The sequence below is a fragment of the Amycolatopsis sp. NBC_00355 genome, assembly GCF_036104975.1.
Classification (GTDB): Bacteria; Actinomycetota; Actinomycetes; order Mycobacteriales; family Pseudonocardiaceae; genus Amycolatopsis.
The window spans coordinates 2397331-2416783 of record NZ_CP107982.1 but is presented as its reverse complement, the minus strand read 5'-3'; the positions used below and the strand labels follow the sequence as shown (position 1 = coordinate 2416783).

The 19453-nt window shown below is 72.4% G+C and carries 22 protein-coding genes and 1 pseudogene; 15 read left to right on the top strand and 8 right to left on the bottom strand.

What is annotated here, in order from left to right; all coding sequences use genetic code 11:
- Nucleotides 1-58 precede the first annotated feature (58 nt).
- A complete protein-coding gene (locus tag OHS18_RS09760) occupies nucleotides 59-1438 on the top strand; it encodes an MFS transporter (RefSeq protein ID WP_328616728.1) in 1380 nt (459 codons plus the stop codon).
- A gap of 62 nt (nucleotides 1439-1500) precedes the next feature.
- Nucleotides 1501-2460, top strand: a complete 960-nt coding sequence (locus tag OHS18_RS09755; protein ID WP_328616727.1) for a hypothetical protein — start codon at nucleotides 1501-1503, stop codon at nucleotides 2458-2460.
- A gap of 114 nt (nucleotides 2461-2574) precedes the next feature.
- On the opposite strand, the gene OHS18_RS09750 is transcribed toward OHS18_RS09755, so the two are convergent.
- Nucleotides 2575-3372 (bottom strand): IclR family transcriptional regulator, encoded by a 798-nt coding sequence (locus OHS18_RS09750; RefSeq protein ID WP_328453802.1) that lies wholly within the window; start codon nucleotides 3370-3372, stop codon nucleotides 2575-2577.
- Nucleotides 3373-3615: 243 nt separating this feature from the next.
- On the opposite strand from OHS18_RS09750, the gene OHS18_RS09745 reads away from it, so the two are divergent.
- Complete coding sequence (locus OHS18_RS09745; RefSeq protein WP_328453804.1) at nucleotides 3616-4167, top strand: hemerythrin domain-containing protein; 552 nt, start codon at nucleotides 3616-3618, stop codon at nucleotides 4165-4167.
- Nucleotides 4168-4169: 2 nt separating this feature from the next.
- Entirely contained in the window at nucleotides 4170-4988 is an 819-nt protein-coding gene (locus OHS18_RS09740; protein WP_328453806.1) for a family 1 encapsulin nanocompartment shell protein, read from the top strand.
- Here OHS18_RS09740 and OHS18_RS09735 read toward each other — a convergent pair.
- Complete coding sequence (locus OHS18_RS09735) at nucleotides 4978-5892, bottom strand: RNA polymerase sigma-70 factor (RefSeq protein ID WP_328616726.1); 915 nt, start codon at nucleotides 5890-5892, stop codon at nucleotides 4978-4980. The two genes, OHS18_RS09740 and OHS18_RS09735, sit on opposite strands and share 11 nt — an antisense overlap.
- Nucleotides 5893-6023: 131 nt before the next feature.
- On the opposite strand from OHS18_RS09735, the gene OHS18_RS09730 reads away from it, so the two are divergent.
- The 3 genes from OHS18_RS09730 (at nucleotide 6024) to OHS18_RS09720 (ending at nucleotide 8508) form a co-directional block, all read left to right on the top strand.
- On the top strand, nucleotides 6024-7337 hold the full coding sequence (locus tag OHS18_RS09730; RefSeq protein ID WP_328616725.1) for an NAD(P)/FAD-dependent oxidoreductase: 1314 nt from the start codon (nucleotides 6024-6026) through the stop codon (nucleotides 7335-7337).
- Between the two features lie 112 nt (nucleotides 7338-7449).
- On the top strand, nucleotides 7450-8190 hold the full coding sequence (locus OHS18_RS09725) for an SDR family oxidoreductase (protein WP_328616724.1): 741 nt from the start codon (nucleotides 7450-7452) through the stop codon (nucleotides 8188-8190).
- Nucleotides 8191-8286: 96 nt separating this feature from the next.
- A complete protein-coding gene (locus OHS18_RS09720) occupies nucleotides 8287-8508 on the top strand; it encodes a hypothetical protein (protein ID WP_328616723.1) in 222 nt (73 codons plus the stop codon).
- 148 nt (nucleotides 8509-8656) lie between these two features.
- Here OHS18_RS09720 and OHS18_RS09715 read toward each other — a convergent pair whose 3' ends face one another.
- Complete coding sequence (locus tag OHS18_RS09715) at nucleotides 8657-8947, bottom strand: DUF1540 domain-containing protein (protein ID WP_328453814.1); 291 nt, start codon at nucleotides 8945-8947, stop codon at nucleotides 8657-8659.
- A gap of 257 nt (nucleotides 8948-9204) precedes the next feature.
- Here OHS18_RS09715 and OHS18_RS09710 point away from each other — a divergent pair, with 257 nt between their 5' ends.
- Together OHS18_RS09710 and OHS18_RS09705 are read left to right on the top strand one after the other, a co-directional pair.
- Nucleotides 9205-9528 carry a hypothetical protein gene (locus OHS18_RS09710; protein ID WP_328616722.1) on the top strand — a complete coding sequence of 108 codons (324 nt, stop codon included), beginning with the start codon at nucleotides 9205-9207 and terminating at the stop codon, nucleotides 9526-9528.
- 2 nt (nucleotides 9529-9530) lie between these two features.
- Nucleotides 9531-10424, top strand: coding sequence for a hypothetical protein (locus OHS18_RS09705; RefSeq protein ID WP_328616721.1), 894 nt, complete (start codon nucleotides 9531-9533; stop codon nucleotides 10422-10424).
- 17 nt (nucleotides 10425-10441) lie between these two features.
- Here the strand turns inward: OHS18_RS09705 and OHS18_RS09700 are convergent, their stop codons facing one another.
- From OHS18_RS09700 to OHS18_RS09690, 3 genes and pseudogenes are all read right to left on the bottom strand, one after another.
- A complete protein-coding gene (locus tag OHS18_RS09700; protein ID WP_328616720.1) occupies nucleotides 10442-11032 on the bottom strand; it encodes a dihydrofolate reductase family protein in 591 nt (196 codons plus the stop codon).
- Nucleotides 11029-11418, bottom strand: a pseudogene (locus tag OHS18_RS09695) (SRPBCC family protein); the annotation flags it as partial. The pseudogene OHS18_RS09695 and the gene OHS18_RS09700, both read right to left, overlap by 4 nt.
- Nucleotides 11382-11759, bottom strand: coding sequence for an ArsR/SmtB family transcription factor (locus OHS18_RS09690; protein ID WP_328618500.1), 378 nt, complete (start codon nucleotides 11757-11759; stop codon nucleotides 11382-11384). The gene OHS18_RS09690 and the pseudogene OHS18_RS09695, both read right to left, overlap by 37 nt.
- A 129-nt stretch (nucleotides 11760-11888) precedes the next feature.
- Here OHS18_RS09690 and OHS18_RS09685 point away from each other — a divergent pair, with 129 nt between their 5' ends.
- Complete coding sequence (locus tag OHS18_RS09685; RefSeq protein ID WP_328616719.1) at nucleotides 11889-13046, top strand: epoxide hydrolase family protein; 1158 nt, start codon at nucleotides 11889-11891, stop codon at nucleotides 13044-13046.
- Between the two features lie 41 nt (nucleotides 13047-13087).
- On the opposite strand, the gene OHS18_RS09680 is transcribed toward OHS18_RS09685, so the two are convergent.
- Nucleotides 13088-13693 carry a VOC family protein gene (locus OHS18_RS09680; RefSeq protein WP_328616718.1) on the bottom strand — a complete coding sequence of 202 codons (606 nt, stop codon included), beginning with the start codon at nucleotides 13691-13693 and terminating at the stop codon, nucleotides 13088-13090.
- Nucleotides 13694-13825: 132 nt separating this feature from the next.
- Between OHS18_RS09680 and OHS18_RS09675 the strand changes: the two genes are divergently transcribed.
- Together OHS18_RS09675 and OHS18_RS09670 are read left to right on the top strand one after the other, a co-directional pair.
- The gene (locus OHS18_RS09675; RefSeq protein WP_328616717.1) at nucleotides 13826-14329 is read left to right on the top strand and encodes a winged helix-turn-helix transcriptional regulator; all 504 of its coding nucleotides are present in this window, start codon (nucleotides 13826-13828) and stop codon (nucleotides 14327-14329) included.
- Between the two features lie 13 nt (nucleotides 14330-14342).
- The gene (locus OHS18_RS09670) at nucleotides 14343-14891 is read left to right on the top strand and encodes a pyridoxamine 5'-phosphate oxidase family protein (protein WP_328616716.1); all 549 of its coding nucleotides are present in this window, start codon (nucleotides 14343-14345) and stop codon (nucleotides 14889-14891) included.
- A 175-nt stretch (nucleotides 14892-15066) separates the two neighbouring features.
- On the opposite strand, the gene OHS18_RS09665 is transcribed toward OHS18_RS09670, so the two are convergent.
- Nucleotides 15067-16509 carry an aldehyde dehydrogenase gene (locus OHS18_RS09665; protein WP_328616715.1) on the bottom strand — a complete coding sequence of 481 codons (1443 nt, stop codon included), beginning with the start codon at nucleotides 16507-16509 and terminating at the stop codon, nucleotides 15067-15069.
- 107 nt (nucleotides 16510-16616) lie between these two features.
- On the opposite strand from OHS18_RS09665, the gene OHS18_RS09660 reads away from it, so the two are divergent.
- The 3 genes from OHS18_RS09660 to OHS18_RS09650 all read left to right on the top strand — a co-directional run bounded on the left by OHS18_RS09660 (nucleotide 16617) and on the right by OHS18_RS09650 (nucleotide 19445).
- Complete coding sequence (locus OHS18_RS09660; RefSeq protein WP_328616714.1) at nucleotides 16617-17153, top strand: TetR/AcrR family transcriptional regulator; 537 nt, start codon at nucleotides 16617-16619, stop codon at nucleotides 17151-17153.
- Between the two features lie 199 nt (nucleotides 17154-17352).
- Complete coding sequence (locus OHS18_RS09655; RefSeq protein WP_328616713.1) at nucleotides 17353-18177, top strand: endo alpha-1,4 polygalactosaminidase; 825 nt, start codon at nucleotides 17353-17355, stop codon at nucleotides 18175-18177.
- On the top strand, nucleotides 18177-19445 hold the full coding sequence (locus OHS18_RS09650; protein ID WP_328616712.1) for an ABC transporter substrate-binding protein: 1269 nt from the start codon (nucleotides 18177-18179) through the stop codon (nucleotides 19443-19445). Before OHS18_RS09655 ends, OHS18_RS09650 begins: the two co-directional genes overlap by 1 nt.
- The last annotated feature ends 8 nt before the right edge of the window (nucleotides 19446-19453 follow it).

Sequence of the window (19453 nt, the reverse complement as noted above, 5' to 3'; positions counted from 1 at the left end):
TGCACCCGGTGTGGTCACCCACGCGCTGCGAGTAGCCAGAGCCCCTCGGAGGACGACGATGTCCCTACCGCCCCCCGCCGCAGAGCCGCGATCGACGGCTGTGGACGACGTCGGCCCCCGCGTCCCGCACGGCCCGGACAGCGCCAAGGTGCGCGCCGCCGTCCGCGGCGGGACCCTCGCCTACTTCGTCGACCAGTTCGACATCTACCTGCCGATCGTGGTGCTCGCGCCGGCGACGGCGTACTTCCAGGCGGCCAACCTCAGCGCGAGCACGACGGCGTTGCTGGCGTCGCTCGTGTTCGCGTCCACGCTCATCGGCCGTCCGCTCGGCGCGATCATCTTCGGGCACTTCGCCGACACCGTCGGGCGCAAGCGCACGACCCTGGTCGCGGTCGGCGGCTTCGGCGTCATCACGCTGCTGACCGCGTGCCTGCCCGGCCACGAGACGATCGGGGTGTGGTCGGTCGGCCTGCTCATCGGCCTGCGGTTCGTCGACGGGATCTTCCTCGGTGGCGAGTACACGACCGCGGTGCCGCTCGCGATGGAGTGGAGCCCGAAGCACAAGCGCGGCCTCTACGCCTCGATCATCACGTCGACCTCGCCCGCCGCGTACGCCGTGATCGCCGCGATCACGCTCCTGATGCTGCAGTTGCTGCCGTCCGTCGGCCTACACAGCGCCTACGTGCAGTGGGGCTGGCGGATCCCGTTCTTCGTCGGCGCGGCGCTGGCGGCCGTGCTGTTCCGCTACTACCTCAAGAACGTGCACGAGACGCCGGCCGAGCTGACCGGCGAGAAGCACAAGATGCCGTTCGTCCGGCTGCTGGTGAAGTACCCGCGGGCGCTGGCGCAGGTGTTCGTGCTGATGACCGGCACGTGGCTGGCGACCAACATGGAAGCCGCCGTCACGCCCGCGCAGCTGAAATCGCACCTCCTGCTCTCCAGCAAGGAGGTCACGATGACGATGCTCGTCATCAACGCCGCCGCCGCGCTCTCCTACCCGTTCTTCGGACTGCTGTCCCAGCGCATCGGGCGAAGGCGGTTCTACATCGGGTACGGCCTGGCGGTGCTGGTGATCGGCGCCGGGTCCTACACGCTGCTGATGGCGTCGAACGGCGGGTTCGGCGCGGCGCTCGGCTGGGGTGTGCTGATCGGGATCTTCACCGTCGGCACGTTCGGCCCGATCGCGGCGTACCTGACCGAGCGGTTCCCGGCGAGCATCCGCTCCACCGGCTACGGCGTCGGCTACAGCCTCGCGCTCATCGCCCCGGCGTTCTACCAGTTCTACCTGCAGCGGTTCGACGGCGTCATGCCCGCGCACCTCGCCCCGGCGGTGCTCATCGCCCTCGCCGGGGTGCTGATCAGCCTGGGCGGGTTCCTCGGCCCGGAGACCAAGGACGTCGACATGGGCGACGACAGCACGATCCCGGCACTGTCCTGATCGGACAGGTCGCCGGCCTAGCCACCGCCAACCCGGTCTGGGTCGGTTCGTCCGAGCTGACCATGACCCGCGAAGGGCTGTTCGCCTGCGTCGACGCGAGGGCCGGGGCGGTGGTGGCGAAGTCGGTCAACGAGAGCGCCGCCGCCCGGCGGCAGCTGGACATCGCGGACTACGCGTTCGTTTCGCCCGGCGGCACGGTGCGACCGCCGGGCGAAGCGCGGCTCGGTGACGGTCTGCTGAACCGCTCCGGCCTGGCCCAGGTGGACCTGGACAGCTGGCTTTCGGTCCTTTCCGACGGCGTGGCCCACGGCGCCCCGCGAGGTTGCCCGGTCCTCGGCAGCATCACCCTCGGGGACCCGTCGGCGGCCGCGCGGATCGGCCACGCGATGGCGTCAGTGGTGCCTGCGGTGGAGCTGAACATCGGCGCCCCGCACGGCCGCGAGGCGTCCGCGGTGCGTCAGCTGACCGAAGCGGACGCGGTGGGCGAAGCGGTGCGCGTGGTGCGGGACGCCGTCGAAGTCCCGCTGTTCGTGAAGCTGCCCGGCCAGGCGTCCGACGTCGTCGCGCTCGCCCGCGCGGCCCGCTCGGCGGGCGCGGACGCGATCGGGCTGGTCGGCCGCTACCCGGGCTTCCTGCCCGACCTGGACGGCGGCGCGGTCCTCGGCTCCTGGGGCGCGTGGAGTTCGCCGGGCTGCCTGCCGATGAGCCTGTACTGGGTCGGCAAGACGCGCCTGGCCCTGGGGGAGGACGTGCCCCTGATCGGCACCAACGGCGCCCGCACGGCGGCCGACGTCCGGCGGTTCCTCGCCTCGGGCGCGTCGGCCGTCGAGGTCGTCACGGCGTTGTGGGTCGAAGGTCCCGGGGTGATCGGGGAGCTGGTCGCCGGGCTCGAGGGCCTGGACCTGGCGGAGTTCGTGGGCAGCGCGCTGGCCGGGGCGCGGGAGTACGCCGAGATCCCGCCGGTGTCGCCGCCCGCCTGGTTGCCCTACACCGCGCACTGGCCGAGGCCGTCCGCCCGGTAGTCCCGCTGCTCGTGTCGGCCGTTGCGGGCGGGTTCGGTCGTTCGCGAATGGCCGACTCGTCGACCGGAGTGGCCACCACTGTGACGGGAGTGGCCGACACGGCGTTGCCGGGCCTTACACCGCGCGGGCGCCGAGGTCGTCCGGGCGGTAGTGGCCGCCCAGTTCGTGGGTCAGCTCGCGCGCCGTGTCGGCGACGACCCGCAGCTCGGGGGCGTCGTCGGACATCGAGAGCGTGTTGTCCGGGCCGACGATGGCGATGGTGGCGCAGATGCCGTACTCGTCGAACACCGGCGCGGCCACGGCGACGACGCCCGGTGTGCTCATCGCGGAACAGTGACCCACTTCGCGAACACGCTCGACGTCGTCGCGCAGCTCTTCGCGCGCCGAGCCGGACAGGTTCGCCATCAGGCGTTCCATCGACAGCTGGTCGGCGTGGTAGGCGAGGAAGACCTTGCTCTGCGCCGTGTCCAGCGGCAGGTGGCTGCCGACGCGCACCGACACGACGACGATCGTCGAGACGTTCTCCTCGACCCGCGAGACCACCGGCCCGGTGAGGCCCCACAGGCTGAGCACCACACTGGTCTGCGTGGCGCGCGAGAGCGCCTGCATGTGCCGCGGGGCGAGGTTGACGACCCGGCGGTGACCGATCGCGAAGGCGCCCAGCTGCAGCAGCAGGCCACCGGGCACGTACCCGCCTTCGGCGCTGCGTTCGAGCAGGCCGGCCGCGACCAGGGACGTGCAGTACCGGTACGCGGTGGTGCGGTTGAGGCCGAGCCGTTCGGCGATCTCGCCGGCCGTCACCTCGGGCGTCGCCGGGTCGAACAGCGCCAGGATCTGGCTGACGCGGCTCACCGCCTGGATGTCCGCCTGATCGGCGCGGCTGGCCTCCGGCGACCGGGTCGGTTTGGTCACGGGGAGCCTCCGGCGGACGGTGATCGAGGGCCTGAATAGCGTGTTCACTTCGTGAACGCGTCCGTAGGCTACCCGACCCGGACCCCGGGCACCGGCACCCTCGTAAGGGTGAAAACCCCGCGTCCGGCCGGGCGGGCCACCCGGGCGCACCGGAGACTGGCGGTCCGGTGTTTTCCGAGGCCGGGGACGGGGTAGAGACGGGCATGGCTACTTCCACCACACCGCGGGTCAGGGGCTGACCGCATGGCCGACATCACCAGCCTCATCCTCGACGACCACGACTGGTTCCGGCGGCAGTTCGCGCGCATGGACGACATCTCCGACGCCGGCGAGCTGGCGAAGGTCTGGCAGCCGCTGGCCGACCTCCTCGACGTGCACGCGCGGGCGGAGGAGGAGATCTTCTACCCGCACCTGCTCCGCCGCGGCGAAGACGCGAAAGAGGAGACCCTCGACGCGATCGGCGACCACAACGACATCCGCGACGGCGTCCACGAGGCCGCGTTGCACCCCGTCGGCAGCACCGCTTGGCTCGACGCCGTCCGGAAGGCCAGGATGGCGAACAGTGAGCACATGGCCGAGGAGGAGGACGAGGGCTTGGCCGACTTCCGCCGGCACGCCGACCCCGGCCTGCGCGAAGAGCTCGGCCGCAAGTTCGTCGAGTTCAAGCGGCGGCACGAGGGTGCGCGCGACCTGGACGTCAGCGACATCGACCCGGAAGGGTACGTCGAAGCGGAACTCGGTACCGGCCCCGGCGACGGCTCACTCGGTATCGGCAGCCTCAAGGAACGGGATTGAACATGAACCACCTGATGCGCGGTCTGGCCCCGATCTCGGACGCGGGGTGGAAGGAGGTCGACGCCGAGGCGCGCGAACGGCTGCACACGCACCTCGCCGCCCGCCGCCTGGTCGACGTCGCCGGCCCGCACGGCTGGCAGTACTCCGCCACCGACCTGGGCCGGACGACCTCGCTCAAGGAGTCGTCCCTGCCCGACGGCGAGGAGGGTGTCGTCGTGCGGCAGCGCCGGGTCCTGCCGCTGGCCGAGGTCCGCGTCCCGTTCACGGTGTCCCGCGCGGAACTCGACGACGCCGAGCGCGGCGCCGACGACCTCGAGTTCGACGACCTCGACCGCGCCGCGAAGCAGATCGCGATGATCGAGAACCGCGCGGTGTTCCACGGCTGGGCGTCGGCGGGGATGACCGGCATCGCCGACACGTGCCCCTACGACAAGCCCGTGCTGGGGGAGAACGCCGAGGCGTACCCCGGCGTGATCGCCCGGGCGGTGGACACGCTGCGCCGCGCGGGCATCGACGGCCCGTACGGCCTCGCGATCGGCCCGTCGGGCTACACCCGGATCGTGGAGAGCACCGAGCACGGCGGCCAGCTGGTCTTCGACCACGTCCGCCGCGTCCTCGGCGGCGGCAAGATCGTCCGCGCCCCCGGCCTGGACGGCGCGATGGTCCTGAGCCTCGCGGGCGGCGACTTCTTCCTGGAGCTGGGGCAGGACCTGGCGGTCGGCTACAGCCACCACGACGCCGAGAACGTGACGCTGTACCTGGAGGAGAGCTTCAGCTTCCGGGTCTCGGAACCGGACGCCGCGATCACCCTCACGGCCTGACCGGGAGCCGGTCCGTCCTCTGTGGACGGACCGGCTGCACCGCCGCCAGCTTGGCGGGGTTCATCACCCAGAAGACCTGGTCGATGCCCTCGGCCGACGCCGCGACAGCCAGCACCGCGAACGCAACCCCGTCGCGCCGCAGGACCACCGCGTCCAGGCCGTTGACCGTCACCGGCGCCACCGCCACGCCCACCCAGAACCGGTCGGCGAACGCGCGGACGTACTTCGCCACCGTGGTCGCGCCGCGGACCGGGATGCGCGAGGCGCGGGCGACGCCGCCGCCGTCGGAGTAGCTCACCACGTCCGCCGCGAACAGGTCCTCCAACGCCCCCAGGTCGCCCGCTTGGGCCGCGGCGACGAACGCCGTCAGCAGGCGCCGCTGCTCCGGGGCGCTCGCCGGGGCGCGCCGGCCGGCCGCGAGGTGCTTGCGGGCGCGGCTGACCAGCTGGCGGGCCGCCGGCTCCGTCGTCCGGACGATCTCGGCGATCTGCCGGTAGGGGTAGTCGAACGCCTCGCGCAGCACGTACGCCGCACGCTCGGTCGGCGTCAGGCTTTCCAGCAGCACCAGGACCGCGAGCTCCAGCGCCGCGGCGCGTTCGGCGCCCAGCTGCGGGTCGGCCGAGGTGTCCACCGGCTCCGGCAACCACGGCCCGACGTAGGTCTCGTGCCGCGCGCGGGCGGTCTTGCCCGCGTTGATGGCCAGCCGCGTGGTCGCCGTGGCGAGGTAGGCGGCCGGGTGGCCGACGGCCGAGCGGTCGCAGGCCTGCCACCGCAGCCACACCTCCTGCAGCAGGTCTTCGGCGTCGGCCACGCTGCCCAGCATCCGGTAGGCGATGCCGAACAGCCGCGGCCGGACCTCGGCGAAGACGGCGGCCGCGTCGTCCAGGTCGGCGGTCACGTCCATGAATCCCCTTCGCCACACCGTTTCGGGCCTGGCGCCGAGCCTAGCGGTGGCCGCAGTGTGAGGCAGGTCGCTGTCACGTTCCGGCGGGCTGCCTTGTCCTCATGGTGAACCGGGAAGAAACGGGGTGTGACGTGGAACGGATTCTGATCGTCGGCGGCGGGTACGCGGGCTTCTACACCGCCTGGGGGCTGGAGAAACGCCTGCGCCGGGGCGAGGCCGAGCTGACCGTGGTCGATCCGCGCCCCTACATGACCTACCAGCCGTTCCTGCCCGAGGTGCTGGCCGGCTCGATCGAGGCGCGGCACGCCGCCGTCTCGCTGCGCCGGCACCTGCGCCGGACGCGGGTCGTCGCCGGCTGGGTGACGTCCGTCGACCACGCGCACCACAGCGTCACCGTGCGGCCCGCGGACGGCCCGGAGTTCGCGCTCGGTTATGACACGATCGTGGTCACGGCCGGTGCGGTGACCCGCAAGTTCCCGGTGCCGGGCATCGCCGACGAGGCCATCGGGATGAAGCACGTCGAAGAGGCGGTGGCGATCCGCGACCGGCTGCTGACGGCGTTCGACCGCGCCGCGGTCCTGCCGGCAGGGCGGCAACGCCGGAAGCTGCTCACGGTCACGTTCGTGGGCGGTGGTTTCTCCGGCGTCGAAGGGTTCGGCGAACTGCTGTCGCTGGCGCACTCGCTGCTGCGCGTGTACCCGCAGCTGTCCCCGGACGACGTCCGGTTCCACCTGGTCGAGGCGACGGGCCGGATCCTGCCCGAGGTCACGGCCGAACCGGGAAAGTGGGTGGTGCGCTCGCTGGAGCGCCGGGGCGCGCACGTCCACCTGGACACCGTCGTGACGTCGGCCGTCGACGGGCACGTGGTGCTGTCGACCGGCGAGGAGTTCGACTCGGGCCTGATCGTCTGGACGGCGGGCAACGCGGCCAACCCCGTGGTGGACCACCACACCGACCTGCCCGACGACGAGCGCGGCCTGGTCGTGGTGCGGGCCGACCTGCGGGTCGGCACCGACGCCGAGCCCGTGCCCGGCGCCTGGGCCGCCGGGGACGACGCGGCCGTGCCGGACCTCGTCGCCGGAGCGGGCGCGTACACCGTGCCGAACGCGCAGCACGCCGTCCGGCAGGGCAAACTCCTGGCCCGCAACATCGCGGCGTCCTTGCACGGCGGGGCCGTCGAGCCGTACCGGCACCACAGCCTCGGCTCGGTCGCCACGCTGGGCCTTGGCCGCGGCGTCTTCCAGTACCGCCGGCTCACGATCAAGGGCCTGCCCGCGTGGCTGATGCACCGCGGGTACCACGTGCTCGCCGTGCCGAGCTGGGAACGCAAGATCCGCGTCCTGGCCCTCTGGCTGACGGCCGCGGTCTTCGGCCGCGACATCGTCTCGCTCGCCGCGGTCGAGCACCCCCGCGACGCGTTCGTCTCGGGGGGCGACCCGAAGTGACCACGCGCGTCCGTGACCGACGCCACCCCGGTGGCTGTCACAGACTTCGCCGCCGTCTTGTCCTAGCTGACGAGAGCTGCCCCGGCCGGGGCGCGAACCGGAAGGAACGACCATGAAGATCGTCGTCATCGGCGGCACCGGACTCATCGGCTCGACCGTCGTGGCGCGGCTGGGGGAGCACGGCCACCAGGCGGTGCCCGCCGCGCCCAGCACCGGCGTCGACACGATCACCGGCGAAGGGCTGAAAGAAGTCTTGCAGGGCGCGGATGTCCTGGTGGATGTCTCGAACTCGCCGTCGTTCGCGGACGACGACGTGCTGCGGTTCTTCCGCACCGCGACCGGAAACCTCGTCGAAGCCGCCGGGGAAGCCGGCGTCGGCCACTACGTCGCGCTCTCCGTGGTCGGTTCGGAGCGGCTCCCGGAGTCCGGCTACCTGCGGGCGAAAGTGGCGCAGGAAGCGCTGATCGAGGACGCCGGTATGCCTTACACGATCGTGCGCGCCACCCAGTTCTTCGAGTTCGCCGGCGGCATCGCGGACACCTCGACGGTGGACGGCATGGTCCGGCTGCCGGGCGGCGGGGTCCAGCCGATCGCGGCCGCCGAGGTGGCCGCGGCGGTCGGCCGGACCGCGGCCGGCCGACCTGTCGGCGGCACGATCGAGATCGGCGGCCCGGAGGTGTTCGGCCTCGACGAGTGGGTCCGCACGGTGCTGGCCGCGCGGTCCGACACCCGCGAGGTCGTCTCCGACCCGCAGGCGCGCTACTTCGGGACGCTGCTGGAGAAGGACAGCCTGCTGCCGGGGCCGGGCGCGCAGGTCGCGCAGACACGGCTGGCGGAGTGGCTGGCCCGATGACCCGCCCGGACAGCGGCGGCTCGCGACGTCGGTCCTGGTGATCGCTCCGGCGGCGCGGGCCCGCGCGCGGCGATCGAGCGCGGCGTCGACGTGCTCGTGACCGGCAAGCGCGCCAAGGCCGCCGCACTGTCCACTATGGATGCCGAGGACTCGTGGCAGCACGCGGCCGACACCCGGGCCGACGGCCGGATCTCGCAGCGGTTCTTCGGCGCGCACACCGCGGCCCGCGTCACGCCGGAGGCCGCGCTCGAACACCGCGAGACGCGCGGCTGCCAGAACCGCGCCGACGTCCCGGAGCTCGACCCGGCCTGCGCGTGAACCCGGGCCCGGCCGGTTCGAGCGTGAGGAGATCCCGCCGGTGCCGGACGACCTCGCGCCGCTCGTGCGCGAGGTCTCCACGGCCGGGAAGCCGGTCGAGTGACGGAGTCCGGGGTGGACGCCCGCGCGGCCACCCCGGGCGGCCGTCCTACTTCTCGTAGGTCAGGCAGTTCGCCGAGCCGCCGCCGGCACCGATCCGGACGCTCGACGCGGTGCACTCCAGCGCCTTGTTGTGCCGGCAGTCCGCGCGCGAGCAGGCGCCGACCTGCGCGGTGACCCGGTCGAGGCCGCCCTTGGTGTTCAGCGGCACGAAGGTGCCGCAGTCGGCGGAGCCGTTGTCGCCGCCCACGGTGATCGCGAAGGCGTGGCAGCCGTCGTGGTTGTAGGAACAGCCACTGACCGTGCACTCGTGGACGGCAGGCATTTCGGTCGTCGTCATACGGGGCTCCCGGGGGTTCGTGGTGGTGGTGTGGGTTCGGGCTCGTCCGACGCTGCCACCGGGTCCGGACCCCGGCAATCCGGCCGGTGATCTTTCACCCGGCTTCCCGCCCCGGTCGGGTGATCCGCCGCGCCGCCCCGGGTCGACTGACCACCCGGTGCTCGAGGGCGGTGATCGGTGATGACCTGGAAGTACCGTGTGGTGGCCGTGGTCGCTCCGGGGCGGCGGGACCCACTGCGGCGTCTTCGGCGTCTTCGGTGGAGACCAAACCGTCCGACGACGGCGGCGCGCCCGGCGTCCCGGGCAGCCCGATCGACTACGACAGCACCCTCGCCCTGGCGTCCCCGGCCGCCGCCAAGGAGTCGATCCTCGACGAGGTGGGACGGCTGTGCGACGGCGGCTGTGGGATCGAGGTCGTCATCCGGGGCAGCGGCGAGTGCTCGCCGGAGATCGGGCCGGACCCGGTGGCGCGCGGCGGGACGATCACGATCGTCGCCGGCCCGTGTCCCGGCCCGCCGACCGAACCGTCCACTTCGGACGAACCGTCGGCGGCCGGGACGAGCACCACCACGACGGGCTGAGGATGGCGGGCCGCCGCACGACGCGCCTGCGCCCGCCGGTTCCCCGCGCGGCGCCGGCGGAGTCCGGCCGGTCGAAGGCGGTCCGGGTGGTCACCGCCGTCGCCGCGAACGTCACGCTGTTCACGGCGCTGCTGTACTACTTCGGATTCCTTTACACGCAAGTGTTCTTCGAGTACTTCCGGCTGCACTACACGGTGCTCGGGCAGACCGCCGACGAGATCCTCGCCCGGGGCGTGGACGGGCTGCTGCTGCCGGTCGCCGGGACGGCCGGTGCCGGGCTCGTCGTGCTCGGCGCCGTCCGGTACCTGCGCCACCGGCTGACCGACGCGGCGTGGGCGGCGCTGCTGCGAGGCTGCGCCCCGGTCGCGGCGGCGGGCGGGCTCGCGCTGGTCGGCGTCACCGTGTCGATCGCCCTGGACCCCAGGCCCTACCGGGCGTACGCAGGGCTGCCGGGGCTCGGATTCGCCGCCGGTGTCGTCCTGCTGGTGTTCGCCTGGCACCGCTGGAGCCCGGGGTTCGCGGTCGCGGAGTGGGTCGTGACGTACCTGCTCGTGACGTTCGGGCTGTTCTGGTCGGTCGGCGACTACTCGGGCGCGGTCGGCACGCGGCGCGCGTTCGAGACGGCCGCGGGAATCCCGGCCCGGCCGGCCGTGACGCTCTACAGCGCCGAGAGCCTGAACCTCGGCATCGCGGCCGAGACCCGGTGCGCCGCGCCCGAGGCCGCGTACAAATACCGCTACACCGGCCTGAAGCTGCTGCTGCAGTCCGGCGGCCAGTACGTGTTCGTCCCGGCGGACTGGCGGCCGGCCACCGGTGTCACGGCCGTGCTTCCGCGGACGGACAAGCTGCGCCTGGAGTTCGGCCCGCCGACCGGAAGGGCCGTCGAACCCTGCTGACCCAACGGGCTAACGGGCTAACGGGCCCGGTCGTAGACCATCGCCATCTCGCCGAGCTTGCCCGGGTCCAGGTGGGTGAGCGTCCACGACGTCGCCGGCAGGCCGTCTTCGAACAACCGCTCGCCGCCGCCGACGATCTCCGGGAAGATCATCAGGTACAGCCGGTCGATCAGGTCCGCCTCGAGCAGCGGCTTGATGACGCTCGGGCTGCTGTTCACCAGGATCTCGCCTTCGCCGGACGCCTTCAGCTCCCGGATGACGTCCGCGGCCGGCGCGTTCACGACGCGGGCGCGGTCCCACGGCGCCTCGGTCAACGTCGTCGACAGCACCACCTTTTCCACACCCACCAGCCACTTCGCGTAACCACGGTCGCGCGGGTCGGCGTTCTCGTCGTCGGCGACCGGCGGCCAGAACCCCAGGAACCCTTCGGCGTTGCCGCGGCCGAGCACGGCGGTCGTCGCGGTCTCCCAGATGCGGTTCATCTGGTCGCGCGCGACGTCGCTGGTCACGTACGGGATGAACGTGCCGAAGTCGGCCGGCCCGCCGGGGCCGTGGTAGCGCCCGTCGAGGGAGAGGCTGAGGTTCGCGGTCACCTTGCGGTCGGTCATGGCGTTCGGTCCTTTTCGTGGGAGTGGACGGCGTTCGCGAGCTGGTCGAGCACCCGGCTCCAGCCGGGTTCGATGCCGGCGACGGCGAGGGCGGCGCCGGCGGTGGTGTCGGTGACGCGCAGCCCGAGCCGCAGGCGGGTGCCGTCCGGGGCCGGGGTGAGCGCCAGGTCGTAGTGTCCACGGAACGCGACCGCACCCGTGGCCGTCAGCACCGAAAGGGTGAACGCGAGGTGCGCGGGTTCCGTCGCGCTGTGGACCTGTCCCTCGGCGCGGTACCGCCCTTCGGCGTCGCGGTACTCGACGGCGGCGCGGCCACCGGTCCGCGGTTCGAGCCGGCTTTCGACGACGGTCATCGGCGGCGGCGCCCACCAGGACGCCAGCAGGTCCGGGTCGGCCCAGTGCCGCCAGACGACGTCCGGGGGCGCGGCGAGGACGCGTTCGAAGGAAAAGACACGGCCGTCCGCAGCCGCGGAGTTCCCTTCGACGGCGGCCTGGTAGCGCGTGAGGACGTCCCGCTCGGCTTCGTTCGCGCGGCCGTCTCGAGCAGCGTCTCCACGCCGCGCGCGAGAGCCGCCAGCGGGGCGGTTTCGACCGCGTAGACCCGGCGCTGCCCGAGCGGGTGGACGGTGACGAGACCGGCGCGCGCGAGTGTCTGCAGGTGCTTGGTGGTCTGCGGCTGGCGGGCGCCGGTCAGCTCGGCCAGCTCGCCGACGGACCGGGGACGCACGGCGAGCAGCTCCAGGAGCCGCCACCGCGCGGCGTCCCCGACTGCTGAGGCGATCCGGTCCACGCACCGGAGTATTCTCCACAGCGAATATTCGTGTCAAAGAATACCGGGTGGCCGTAAGGTTCGGGCATGCCGGAGAGCACGCCTGAGCCGTTCGCCCCGAAGACCGAGCCCGCGGTGCTCGAAGACCTGCGCGCACGGCTGCGTGCGACACGCTGGCCGGATTCGCCGGAGGACGCCGGCTGGTCGCTCGGGACGGATGTCGACTACCTGCGTGAACTCGTCGCCTACTGGGCGGACGGGTTCGACTGGCCGGCGCGCGAAGCCGAACTGCGCGCCCTGCCCCGCTTCCGCGTCCCGGTCGGCGGCCTCGGCATCCACTTCGTCCACGCGAAGGCGGCCGCGCCGGCGTTGCCGCTGGTGCTCAGCCACGGCTGGCCGGACTCGTTCTGGCGCTACAGCAAGGTCATCCCGCTCCTGACCGACCCGGGCGCGCACGGCGCCGACCCCGCCGACGCGTTCGACGTCGTCGTCCCGGACATGCCGGGCTACGGCTACTCGGACCGGCCGGCCGGGCCGCCGCTGAACTCCATCGCCGTCGCCGGGCTGTGGGCCGAGCTGATGGCCGGCCTGGGTTACGCGCGGTTCGGCGCGGCGGGCGGCGACATCGGCAGCCACGTGAGCCGCTACCTCGCGCTCGATCACCCGGATCGCGTGGTGGCGGTCCACCGCACCGACGCGGGGATCCCGGTCTTCCCGGGCGACCGGGCGGAACTGGCGCCGGAGGAACGCGCGTGGTTCGACTCCGCCGCTGCCTGGGGCGCGACGGAAGGCGCCTACGCCGCGATGCACCGCACCAAGCCGCAGACGGCGGCGTTCGGCCTGACCGACTCCCCGGCCGGGCTGGCGGCGTGGATCGTCGAGAAGCTGCGGTCGTGGAGCGACTGCGACGGTGACATCGAGCGGTCGTACACCAAGGACGAGATCCTCACGAACGTGATGCTGTACTGGCTGACCGGGACGATCGGGTCGTCGATGCGGATGTACCACGCGAACTCCGCGATCCCGGTGGAGCAGCTCCGGCGCCGGGTCGAGGTGCCGTCGGGCTTTTCCCTGTTCCCGGGCGACATCCTCCGGCCGCCTCGGGCCTGGATGGACCGCACGGCGAACGTGGCCCGGGTGACCGAGCACGCCCGCGGCGGGCACTTCGCGGCCTTCGAGGAGCCGGAGGACTACGCCCGGGAGCTGCGCGAGTTCTTCCGCCCCTTCCGGGAGCCGATCGGCTGAGCGTGCGGCCGGCCGGCGCCGGAACCCGGCGGGAGTGTCTTTCAGCCGGCCGAAGGGCCGTGCTGCACCATGTACTCGGCGTACCACGACGGCCAGTCCGCGTCCTCGTGGCCGAGTTCCTTCTCGTGCTCGCCGTGCGCGCTCGCGGCGCGGCGCAGGGCGTCCGCCAGTTCGGCCGCGGACGAGTACCGCACGTCGGTGACCCGGCCGGGCAGTCGCGTGGTGATCTCCTGCAGCACCCAGCCGTTGCCGTCCGGGTCGCTGAACGAGGCGAACGACGCGTAGCTGTGGCGGTCGGGGTCCGGGCCGTCGACCCGGGCGTCGGTGCCGGCGTGGTGGAACACGCCGCCCGCGTCGTGGAAGACCTCGCTGATCCCGACGCCCCGCGCGGCGATCTCGGCCCTGGTCGTCTCGATGTCGGTGACGACGAGGTGCAGGCCCTGGGCGGAACCCGGGGCGGCGTCGGTGACCCCGCTGCCGAAGATCACCGACGCGGGCGAACCCGGCGGCGTCAGCTGGATCACGCGGAATCCGCCGTCGCCCGCGAAGTCGGCGTCTTCCCGCCAGCCGAGCGCGAGGTAGAACCGCTTGGCCCGGTCGACGTCGGAGACGGGGAGAACGGCGATCTCGAGCTTCATGTCCGTCATCGGAACCCCTTCGGCTCTCGCGGCCCGTTCGGCGCCGCTCACCCCAACTTGGCCTCATCACCGCCGATTTGCCACCGCTTGTGCGGTGCGCCATACTGGTGCGGTAATGCAACCAGTCCTGAGGTGAGAGCAGTGCGCAAGGACATGAGGTCGGGCTGTCCGATCAACCTGTCGCTGGAGATCTTCGGCGACCGCTGGACCCTGCTCGTCCTGCGTGACGTCGTGTTCGCCGGCGCGCGGCACTTTCGCGAGCTGCTCGGCGGCCCCGAGCGGATCTCGTCGAACGTCCTCGCCGACCGGCTCGCCGTGCTCGTCGAGCACGGGATGCTCACCAGGGCCGGCGATCCCACGCACAAGCAGAAGGTCACCTACAGCCTCACCGAGCAGGCCATCGAGCTGGTGCCCGTGCTGGTCCAGCTCAGCACGTGGGGTGCGCGGCACCTCCCGGTGGGCGACGCCTACGCCGCGCGCGCCGCGGTGCTGACGGCCGGGGGCCCGCCGCTGTGGGAGGCCTTCATGGACGAACTGCGGGAAACCCACCTCGGACCGGGCGCCCGGCGCGAACCGGCGCCGGACGGTCCCGGCGTCGCGGCCCAGCTGGAGGCCGCTTACCGCGCGTCCGTCGACCGACGATGATCGGAGTTCACCGATGAACGACCCGACGATCCACCTCGACGACCGGTTCAGCGATCCCGGCACCCGGCCCACCGACTGGGCCACGACCCGGGAGGTGCTCGAAACCGCGCAGGTCAGCTGGCTCACGACCGTGCGCGCGGACGGCCGCCCGCACGTCACGCCGCTGGTCGCGGTGTGGCTGGACGGCACGCTCTGCTTCGGGACCGGTGCCACGGAACAGAAGTACCTCAACCTCACCGCCAACCCGCACGTCGTGCTGACGACCGGCCGCGCCACCTGGGACGACGGCCTCGACGTCATGGTCGAGGGGGAGGCGCGCCGCGTCACGGACCGGCCGACGCTCGAACGCCTCGCCGCCGCGTACCTGGAGAAGTGGGACGGCAGCTGGAAGTACGAGGTGGGCGACGAGGGCCTGCGCCAGGGCGGCAACGACGCCGTGATCTTCGCGGTGGAGCCCGCCAAGGTGCTCACCTTCGGCCGGCGGCGCACGCCCGCTTCCGGCAGCTCGATGCTCTCGACCGTCGAGTTCACCCACACCGGCGCCGTGCCCGCGCGCGGCTGATCACCACGGCGGCGGCCCGTCCTCGGCGAAGAACCCGCTCGCTGGGTCGTCGTCTCCGATCGTGGCCCGGCGGACGGAAACCCGCGCGCCCTCGTCGGTGGCTTCGCGAAGATCGCGGTTGTACCCGGTCGTAGCGCCGACCGACGCCGCCCGTGCCCAGGGCGGATCGGCGGGGTCAAACCGTGACCGTCTGGTACTCGATGTACTGCGTGAGCCCGACCGCGCCGTACTCGCGGCCGACGCCGCTGGCCTTGAAACCGCCGAAGGGGCCGTCGAAACCGATCGGCGCGCCGTTGATCGTGACGGTCCCGGTCCGCAACCGGCGGGCGACGGCCAGCGCGTGGTCCTCGTCCGCGGACCAGACCCCGCCGGAGAGCCCGTACTCGGATTCGTTGGCGATGCGCACGGCGTCGTCTTCGTCGTCGTAGGCGATCACCACCAGCACCGGCCCGAAGATCTCCTCCTGGGCGATGCGCATCGTGTTCGAGACGTCGGCGAACAGCGTCGGCGTGACGTAGTTGCCGGGTTCCAGCCCGGCCGGGACCTGCGCGCCGCCGGTGACGAGCCGGGCGCCTTCCTCGACGCCGAGCGAGATGTAGTCGCGGACGCGCTGCTGCTGGTCGGGCCGGACCATCGGGCCGATGAACGTCTTCTCGTCGGCGGGGTCGCCGACCTGCAGCGACTCGACCATCTCCTTGAGCCCGGCGACGACCTCGTCGTACCGGCTGCGCGGCGCGAGGATGCGGGTCTGGGCGATGCAGGCTTCGCCGTTGTTGAGCAGGGACCCGAACTTCAGGCCCTGGATCGCCGCGCCGAGGTCGGCGTCGGGCAGGATGACGGCCGCGGACTTGCCGCCGAGTTCGAGGCTGACGCGCTTGAGCTGCTCGCCGGCCAGCGACGCGATCCGGCGGCCCGCCCGCGTCGACCCGGTGAACGCGACCTTGTCGACGTCCGGGTGCTTCACCAGGTGCTCGCTGGTTTCGCGGTCCGCCGGCAGCACGCTGACGACGCCCCGCGGCAGCCCGGTCTCGGCCAGCAGCCCGGCGAGCAGGTTCATGCTGAGCGAGTTCTCCGGGGAAACCTTGAGCACCACGGTGTTCCCGGCCAGCAGGGCCGGGATGAGCTTGGCCAGCGCGGCAGAGAACGGCGAGTTCCACGGGATGATCGCGGCGACCACGCCGATCGCCTCGCGGCGCACGACCGAGCGGAACGGCGCGCCCGGGTCGGAGGGCGCCAAGGTCTCCTCCCAGCCGAACTCCCCGGCCGCCTTCAGATAGGCGTCGGCCTGCCGGGTCAGCCCGGCCTGGCCGGCGCGGGTGAACCAGAGCGCCGAGCCGTTCTCGGCGGAGATGATCGCGGCGACGTCGTCCGCGCGCTCCTCGCGCAGGGTGTTGAGCCGGCGGAGCACGGCGATCCGGTCGGCGGGCGGGGTGCGTGGCCAGGTGCCTTCGTCGAAGGCGGCCCGGGCCGCGGCGACGGCGCGGTCGACGTCGGCCGGGAGGGCCTGCGCGGCGCGGCCGAGCAGCGAACGGTCGTGCGGGGACACGAGGTCCAGCAGGTCCGGGCCGCTCGGCTCGGTCCACTCGCCGCCGATGAAGAGCTGGTCGTAAGTGATCATGGGATGCCTCCTATTTGTCACATCACTGTAGCGCTTAGCGTGCTTAAGGCATTCCAGGCGTAACAGTAAGCTGCGTTACAGTCACAAAGGCGTGCTAACTTGACGTCATGAGAGCCGACGCGGTCCGCAACCTCGAGACCGTCCTGACGACGGGCGCGCGCATGCTCGCCGCGGACCCGGCGGCCAGCGTCGCCGCGATCGCGGCCGAAGCCGGCGTCGACCGCCGCACGGTCTACCGCCACTTCGCGTCCCGGGACGAGCTGCTGGCCGCGGTCTACGACGCCCGGCTGACGGCGATCGAGGAGGCCGTCGAGCACGCGCGGCTGCGCGAGGCGCCCGTGCCGGTGGCCCTGCACCGGTACGCCGAAAGCGTCATCGAGGTCAACCGCAAGTGGCCGGTCGAGCTGACCCGGATGCGCGCCGAACCGTCCATTCAGGACCGTCGCGGCCGGGTGATCGCCGAAGTGGAAGCCTTTCTGACGCGGGCCACCACCGAGGGCTTCTTCCGGGCGGACGTCCCGGCCGGCTGGGTCTACCAGCTCCTGGTCCAGCTGCTGCACCTCGCGTCGCGGCAACCGTCGGGCGCTCCGGAGGCGGCGGACCTGCTGGTCGGCACGTTGCTGCGCGGAGTCGGCGCGAACTGACCCGCGAGTGCTCGAAACTGTCCATTAACGACGGAGAAACCCCAGTATCGAGCACTTGACATGCCCGGTCCTGCTCGCTTTACTTCTGGGCACGTCGGAACGGACGCCCGACGTCAGAGGTACGCCCAGCCGGTATGTCGGCCTCCGCCGCGAGCCCGGACTGAGTCGCCAGGACGCGCTCGTGGTCCGAGGCGGGGTCGTGCCCACCATCATCCGGAGTTCGATGATGCCCTTCTCCCGCGTTCAGTTCCTCGCCGGCGCCGCGCTCGCGGCCGCCGTCCTCGGCGGTACCGCGTGCACGGCCTCGGCCGCTCCGGCCGCAGTCACCCCGCCACCGGTCAAGGCGGGCTTCGACTACCAGATCGGCGGCGCCTACACCCCGCCCAGCGGCGTCAAGATCGTCAGCCGCGACCACACCGCCGCACCGGCCGCCGGCCTCTACAACATCTGCTACGTCAACGCTTTCCAGTCCCAGCCCGGCGCCGAGGGGGAGTGGGGCGACCTGCTGCTGCGCGACGCGAACGGCAACGTCGTCATCGACGAGGACTGGGACGAGGCGCTGCTCGACCTGCGCACCGCGGACAAGCGCACGCGCGTCGCGGCGAAGGTGAACGCCTGGGTCGACGACTGCGCCGCGCGGGGCTACCAGGCGATCGAGCCGGACAACTACGACAGCTTCACGCGCTCCCGGGGTCTCCTGTCCGACAGCGACGCGCAGGCCTACATCCGCCTGCTTTCCGCCCACGCCCACGCGAAGGGCCTCGCCATCGGGCAGAAGAACACCAGCGAGCTGGCCGGGCAGCGCCAGGCCAACGGGCTCGACTTCGCCATCGCCGAAGAGTGCGGCCAGCAGAAGAACTGCGGCGAGTTCACCCCCGCGTTCGGCGACCACGTGATCGTCATCGAGTACACCGACGCCGGCCTCAAGACCGCCTGCAGCCGGTGGAGCTCGCTCAGCATCGTCCGCCGTGACCTCGACGTCGTCCCCAAGGGCGAGTCCGGCTACGTCCGCAAGACCTGCTGATGGACCGGCGGGGTTTCCTGCGCGGGGTCGGCGGTCTCACCGTCGGCACCGCGCTGGCCGGCTGCGGCGCGGCCACCGGGAGCGACGGCGGGCCGGTGACGGTCGAGGTCTGGCACGGCCAGACCGACACCGGCAAGAAGGTCCTCGACGAGCTCGTCGCGGACTTCCACCGGACCCACCCGGGGATCCGGATCGACCTCGGCGGCGGCGTCCTCGCCGATGCGATGCTGCAGAAGATCACCGCGGCGCTCGCGTCGGGGTCCTTCCCGGACATCGCCTACGTCTTCGGCTCGGACCTCGCCAGCGTCGCGCGCAGCCCGAGCGTCGTCGACGTCACCGACCTCGTCGACGCCGGACCCGGGTTCTGGACCCCGGCGCGGGACGCGGTCACGGTGAACGGCCGGGTGCGCGCCGTCCCGGCGCTGCTCGACTCGCTGGCCGTGGTGTGCAACAAGACGCTGTTCGACGCGGCTGGGATCCCGCTGCCCGCCGCGGGCTGGACGTGGGGCGACTTCGTCGGCACGGCGAAGAAGCTCACCGACGCGGGCAGCGGCACCTTCGGCACCGCCTGGCCCGCCACCGGCGACGAAGACACCGTGTGGCGGCTGTGGCCGATGGTGTGGGACCTCGGCGGTGAGGTGATCGGGGCCGGCGGCCGCGGCATCGGATTCGCCGACCAAGGGGTGCGCGCCCTCGAAGTCGTCCGCGACCTCGCCGCCGCGAAGGCCGTGTACCTGGACCCGAAAACCGGCAGTGAGCAGATGTACCAGGCGTTCGAATCCGGGCACATCGGCATGGTCCCCACCGGGCCGTGGCAGCTGCCCGACATCGCCGACGCCGGGGTCGACTACGCGGTCGTGCCGTTGCCCAGCTTCAGCGGCCGTCCCGGCACCATTTCGGGGCCGGACACCTGGACGCTCTTCGACAACGGCGAGGAGCGCGTCGCGGCGGCGCGCACGTTCCTGTCGTGGCTGGCCGAGCCGGCCCAGGACGTCCGCTGGGACGACGGTGCCGGCAGCCTGCCGCTGAGCCGCCGGACGCAGGAACTGCCCGCGTGGCAGGAGAAAACGGCCGAGACGCCGGGGCTGCCGGTCTTCGTCGACGCTCTCGATCACGCACGGGTCCGGCCCGTGCACCCGGCCTACCCGCAGATCTCGGCGGCCGTGGGCACCGCGATCGTCGCCGTTCTGCTCGGCCGGGCCACTCCGGCCGACGCGCTGCGGGACTGCGCCGCGGCCGCGAACGCCGCCCTGATCATCCCCCGCTAGGGAGCCGC

What these genes read in the sequence shown, in the direction of transcription:
- OHS18_RS09685 (WP_328616719.1), top strand. Translation starts at nt 11,889, where the DNA reads ATGCCGGAGAGCACGCCTGAGCCGTTCGCCCCGAAGACCGAGCCCGCG.
- OHS18_RS09660 (WP_328616714.1), top strand. Translation starts at nt 16,617, where the DNA reads ATGAGAGCCGACGCGGTCCGCAACCTCGAGACCGTCCTGACGACGGGC.
- OHS18_RS09700 (WP_328616720.1), bottom strand. Translation starts at nt 11,032, where the DNA reads ATGACCGACCGCAAGGTGACCGCGAACCTCAGCCTCTCCCTCGACGGG.
- OHS18_RS09715 (WP_328453814.1), bottom strand. Translation starts at nt 8,947, where the DNA reads ATGACGACGACCGAAATGCCTGCCGTCCACGAGTGCACGGTCAGTGGC.
- OHS18_RS09650 (WP_328616712.1), top strand. Translation starts at nt 18,177, where the DNA reads ATGGACCGGCGGGGTTTCCTGCGCGGGGTCGGCGGTCTCACCGTCGGC.
- OHS18_RS09740 (WP_328453806.1), top strand. Translation starts at nt 4,170, where the DNA reads ATGAACCACCTGATGCGCGGTCTGGCCCCGATCTCGGACGCGGGGTGG.
- OHS18_RS09735 (WP_328616726.1), bottom strand. Translation starts at nt 5,892, where the DNA reads ATGGACGTGACCGCCGACCTGGACGACGCGGCCGCCGTCTTCGCCGAG.
- OHS18_RS09680 (WP_328616718.1), bottom strand. Translation starts at nt 13,693, where the DNA reads ATGACGGACATGAAGCTCGAGATCGCCGTTCTCCCCGTCTCCGACGTC.
- OHS18_RS09670 (WP_328616716.1), top strand. Translation starts at nt 14,343, where the DNA reads ATGAACGACCCGACGATCCACCTCGACGACCGGTTCAGCGATCCCGGC.
- OHS18_RS09725 (WP_328616724.1), top strand. Translation starts at nt 7,450, where the DNA reads ATGAAGATCGTCGTCATCGGCGGCACCGGACTCATCGGCTCGACCGTC.
- OHS18_RS09745 (WP_328453804.1), top strand. Translation starts at nt 3,616, where the DNA reads ATGGCCGACATCACCAGCCTCATCCTCGACGACCACGACTGGTTCCGG.
- OHS18_RS09760 (WP_328616728.1), top strand. Translation starts at nt 59, where the DNA reads ATGTCCCTACCGCCCCCCGCCGCAGAGCCGCGATCGACGGCTGTGGAC.
- OHS18_RS09755 (WP_328616727.1), top strand. Translation starts at nt 1,501, where the DNA reads ATGACCCGCGAAGGGCTGTTCGCCTGCGTCGACGCGAGGGCCGGGGCG.
- OHS18_RS09665 (WP_328616715.1), bottom strand. Translation starts at nt 16,509, where the DNA reads ATGATCACTTACGACCAGCTCTTCATCGGCGGCGAGTGGACCGAGCCG.
- OHS18_RS09705 (WP_328616721.1), top strand. Translation starts at nt 9,531, where the DNA reads ATGGCGGGCCGCCGCACGACGCGCCTGCGCCCGCCGGTTCCCCGCGCG.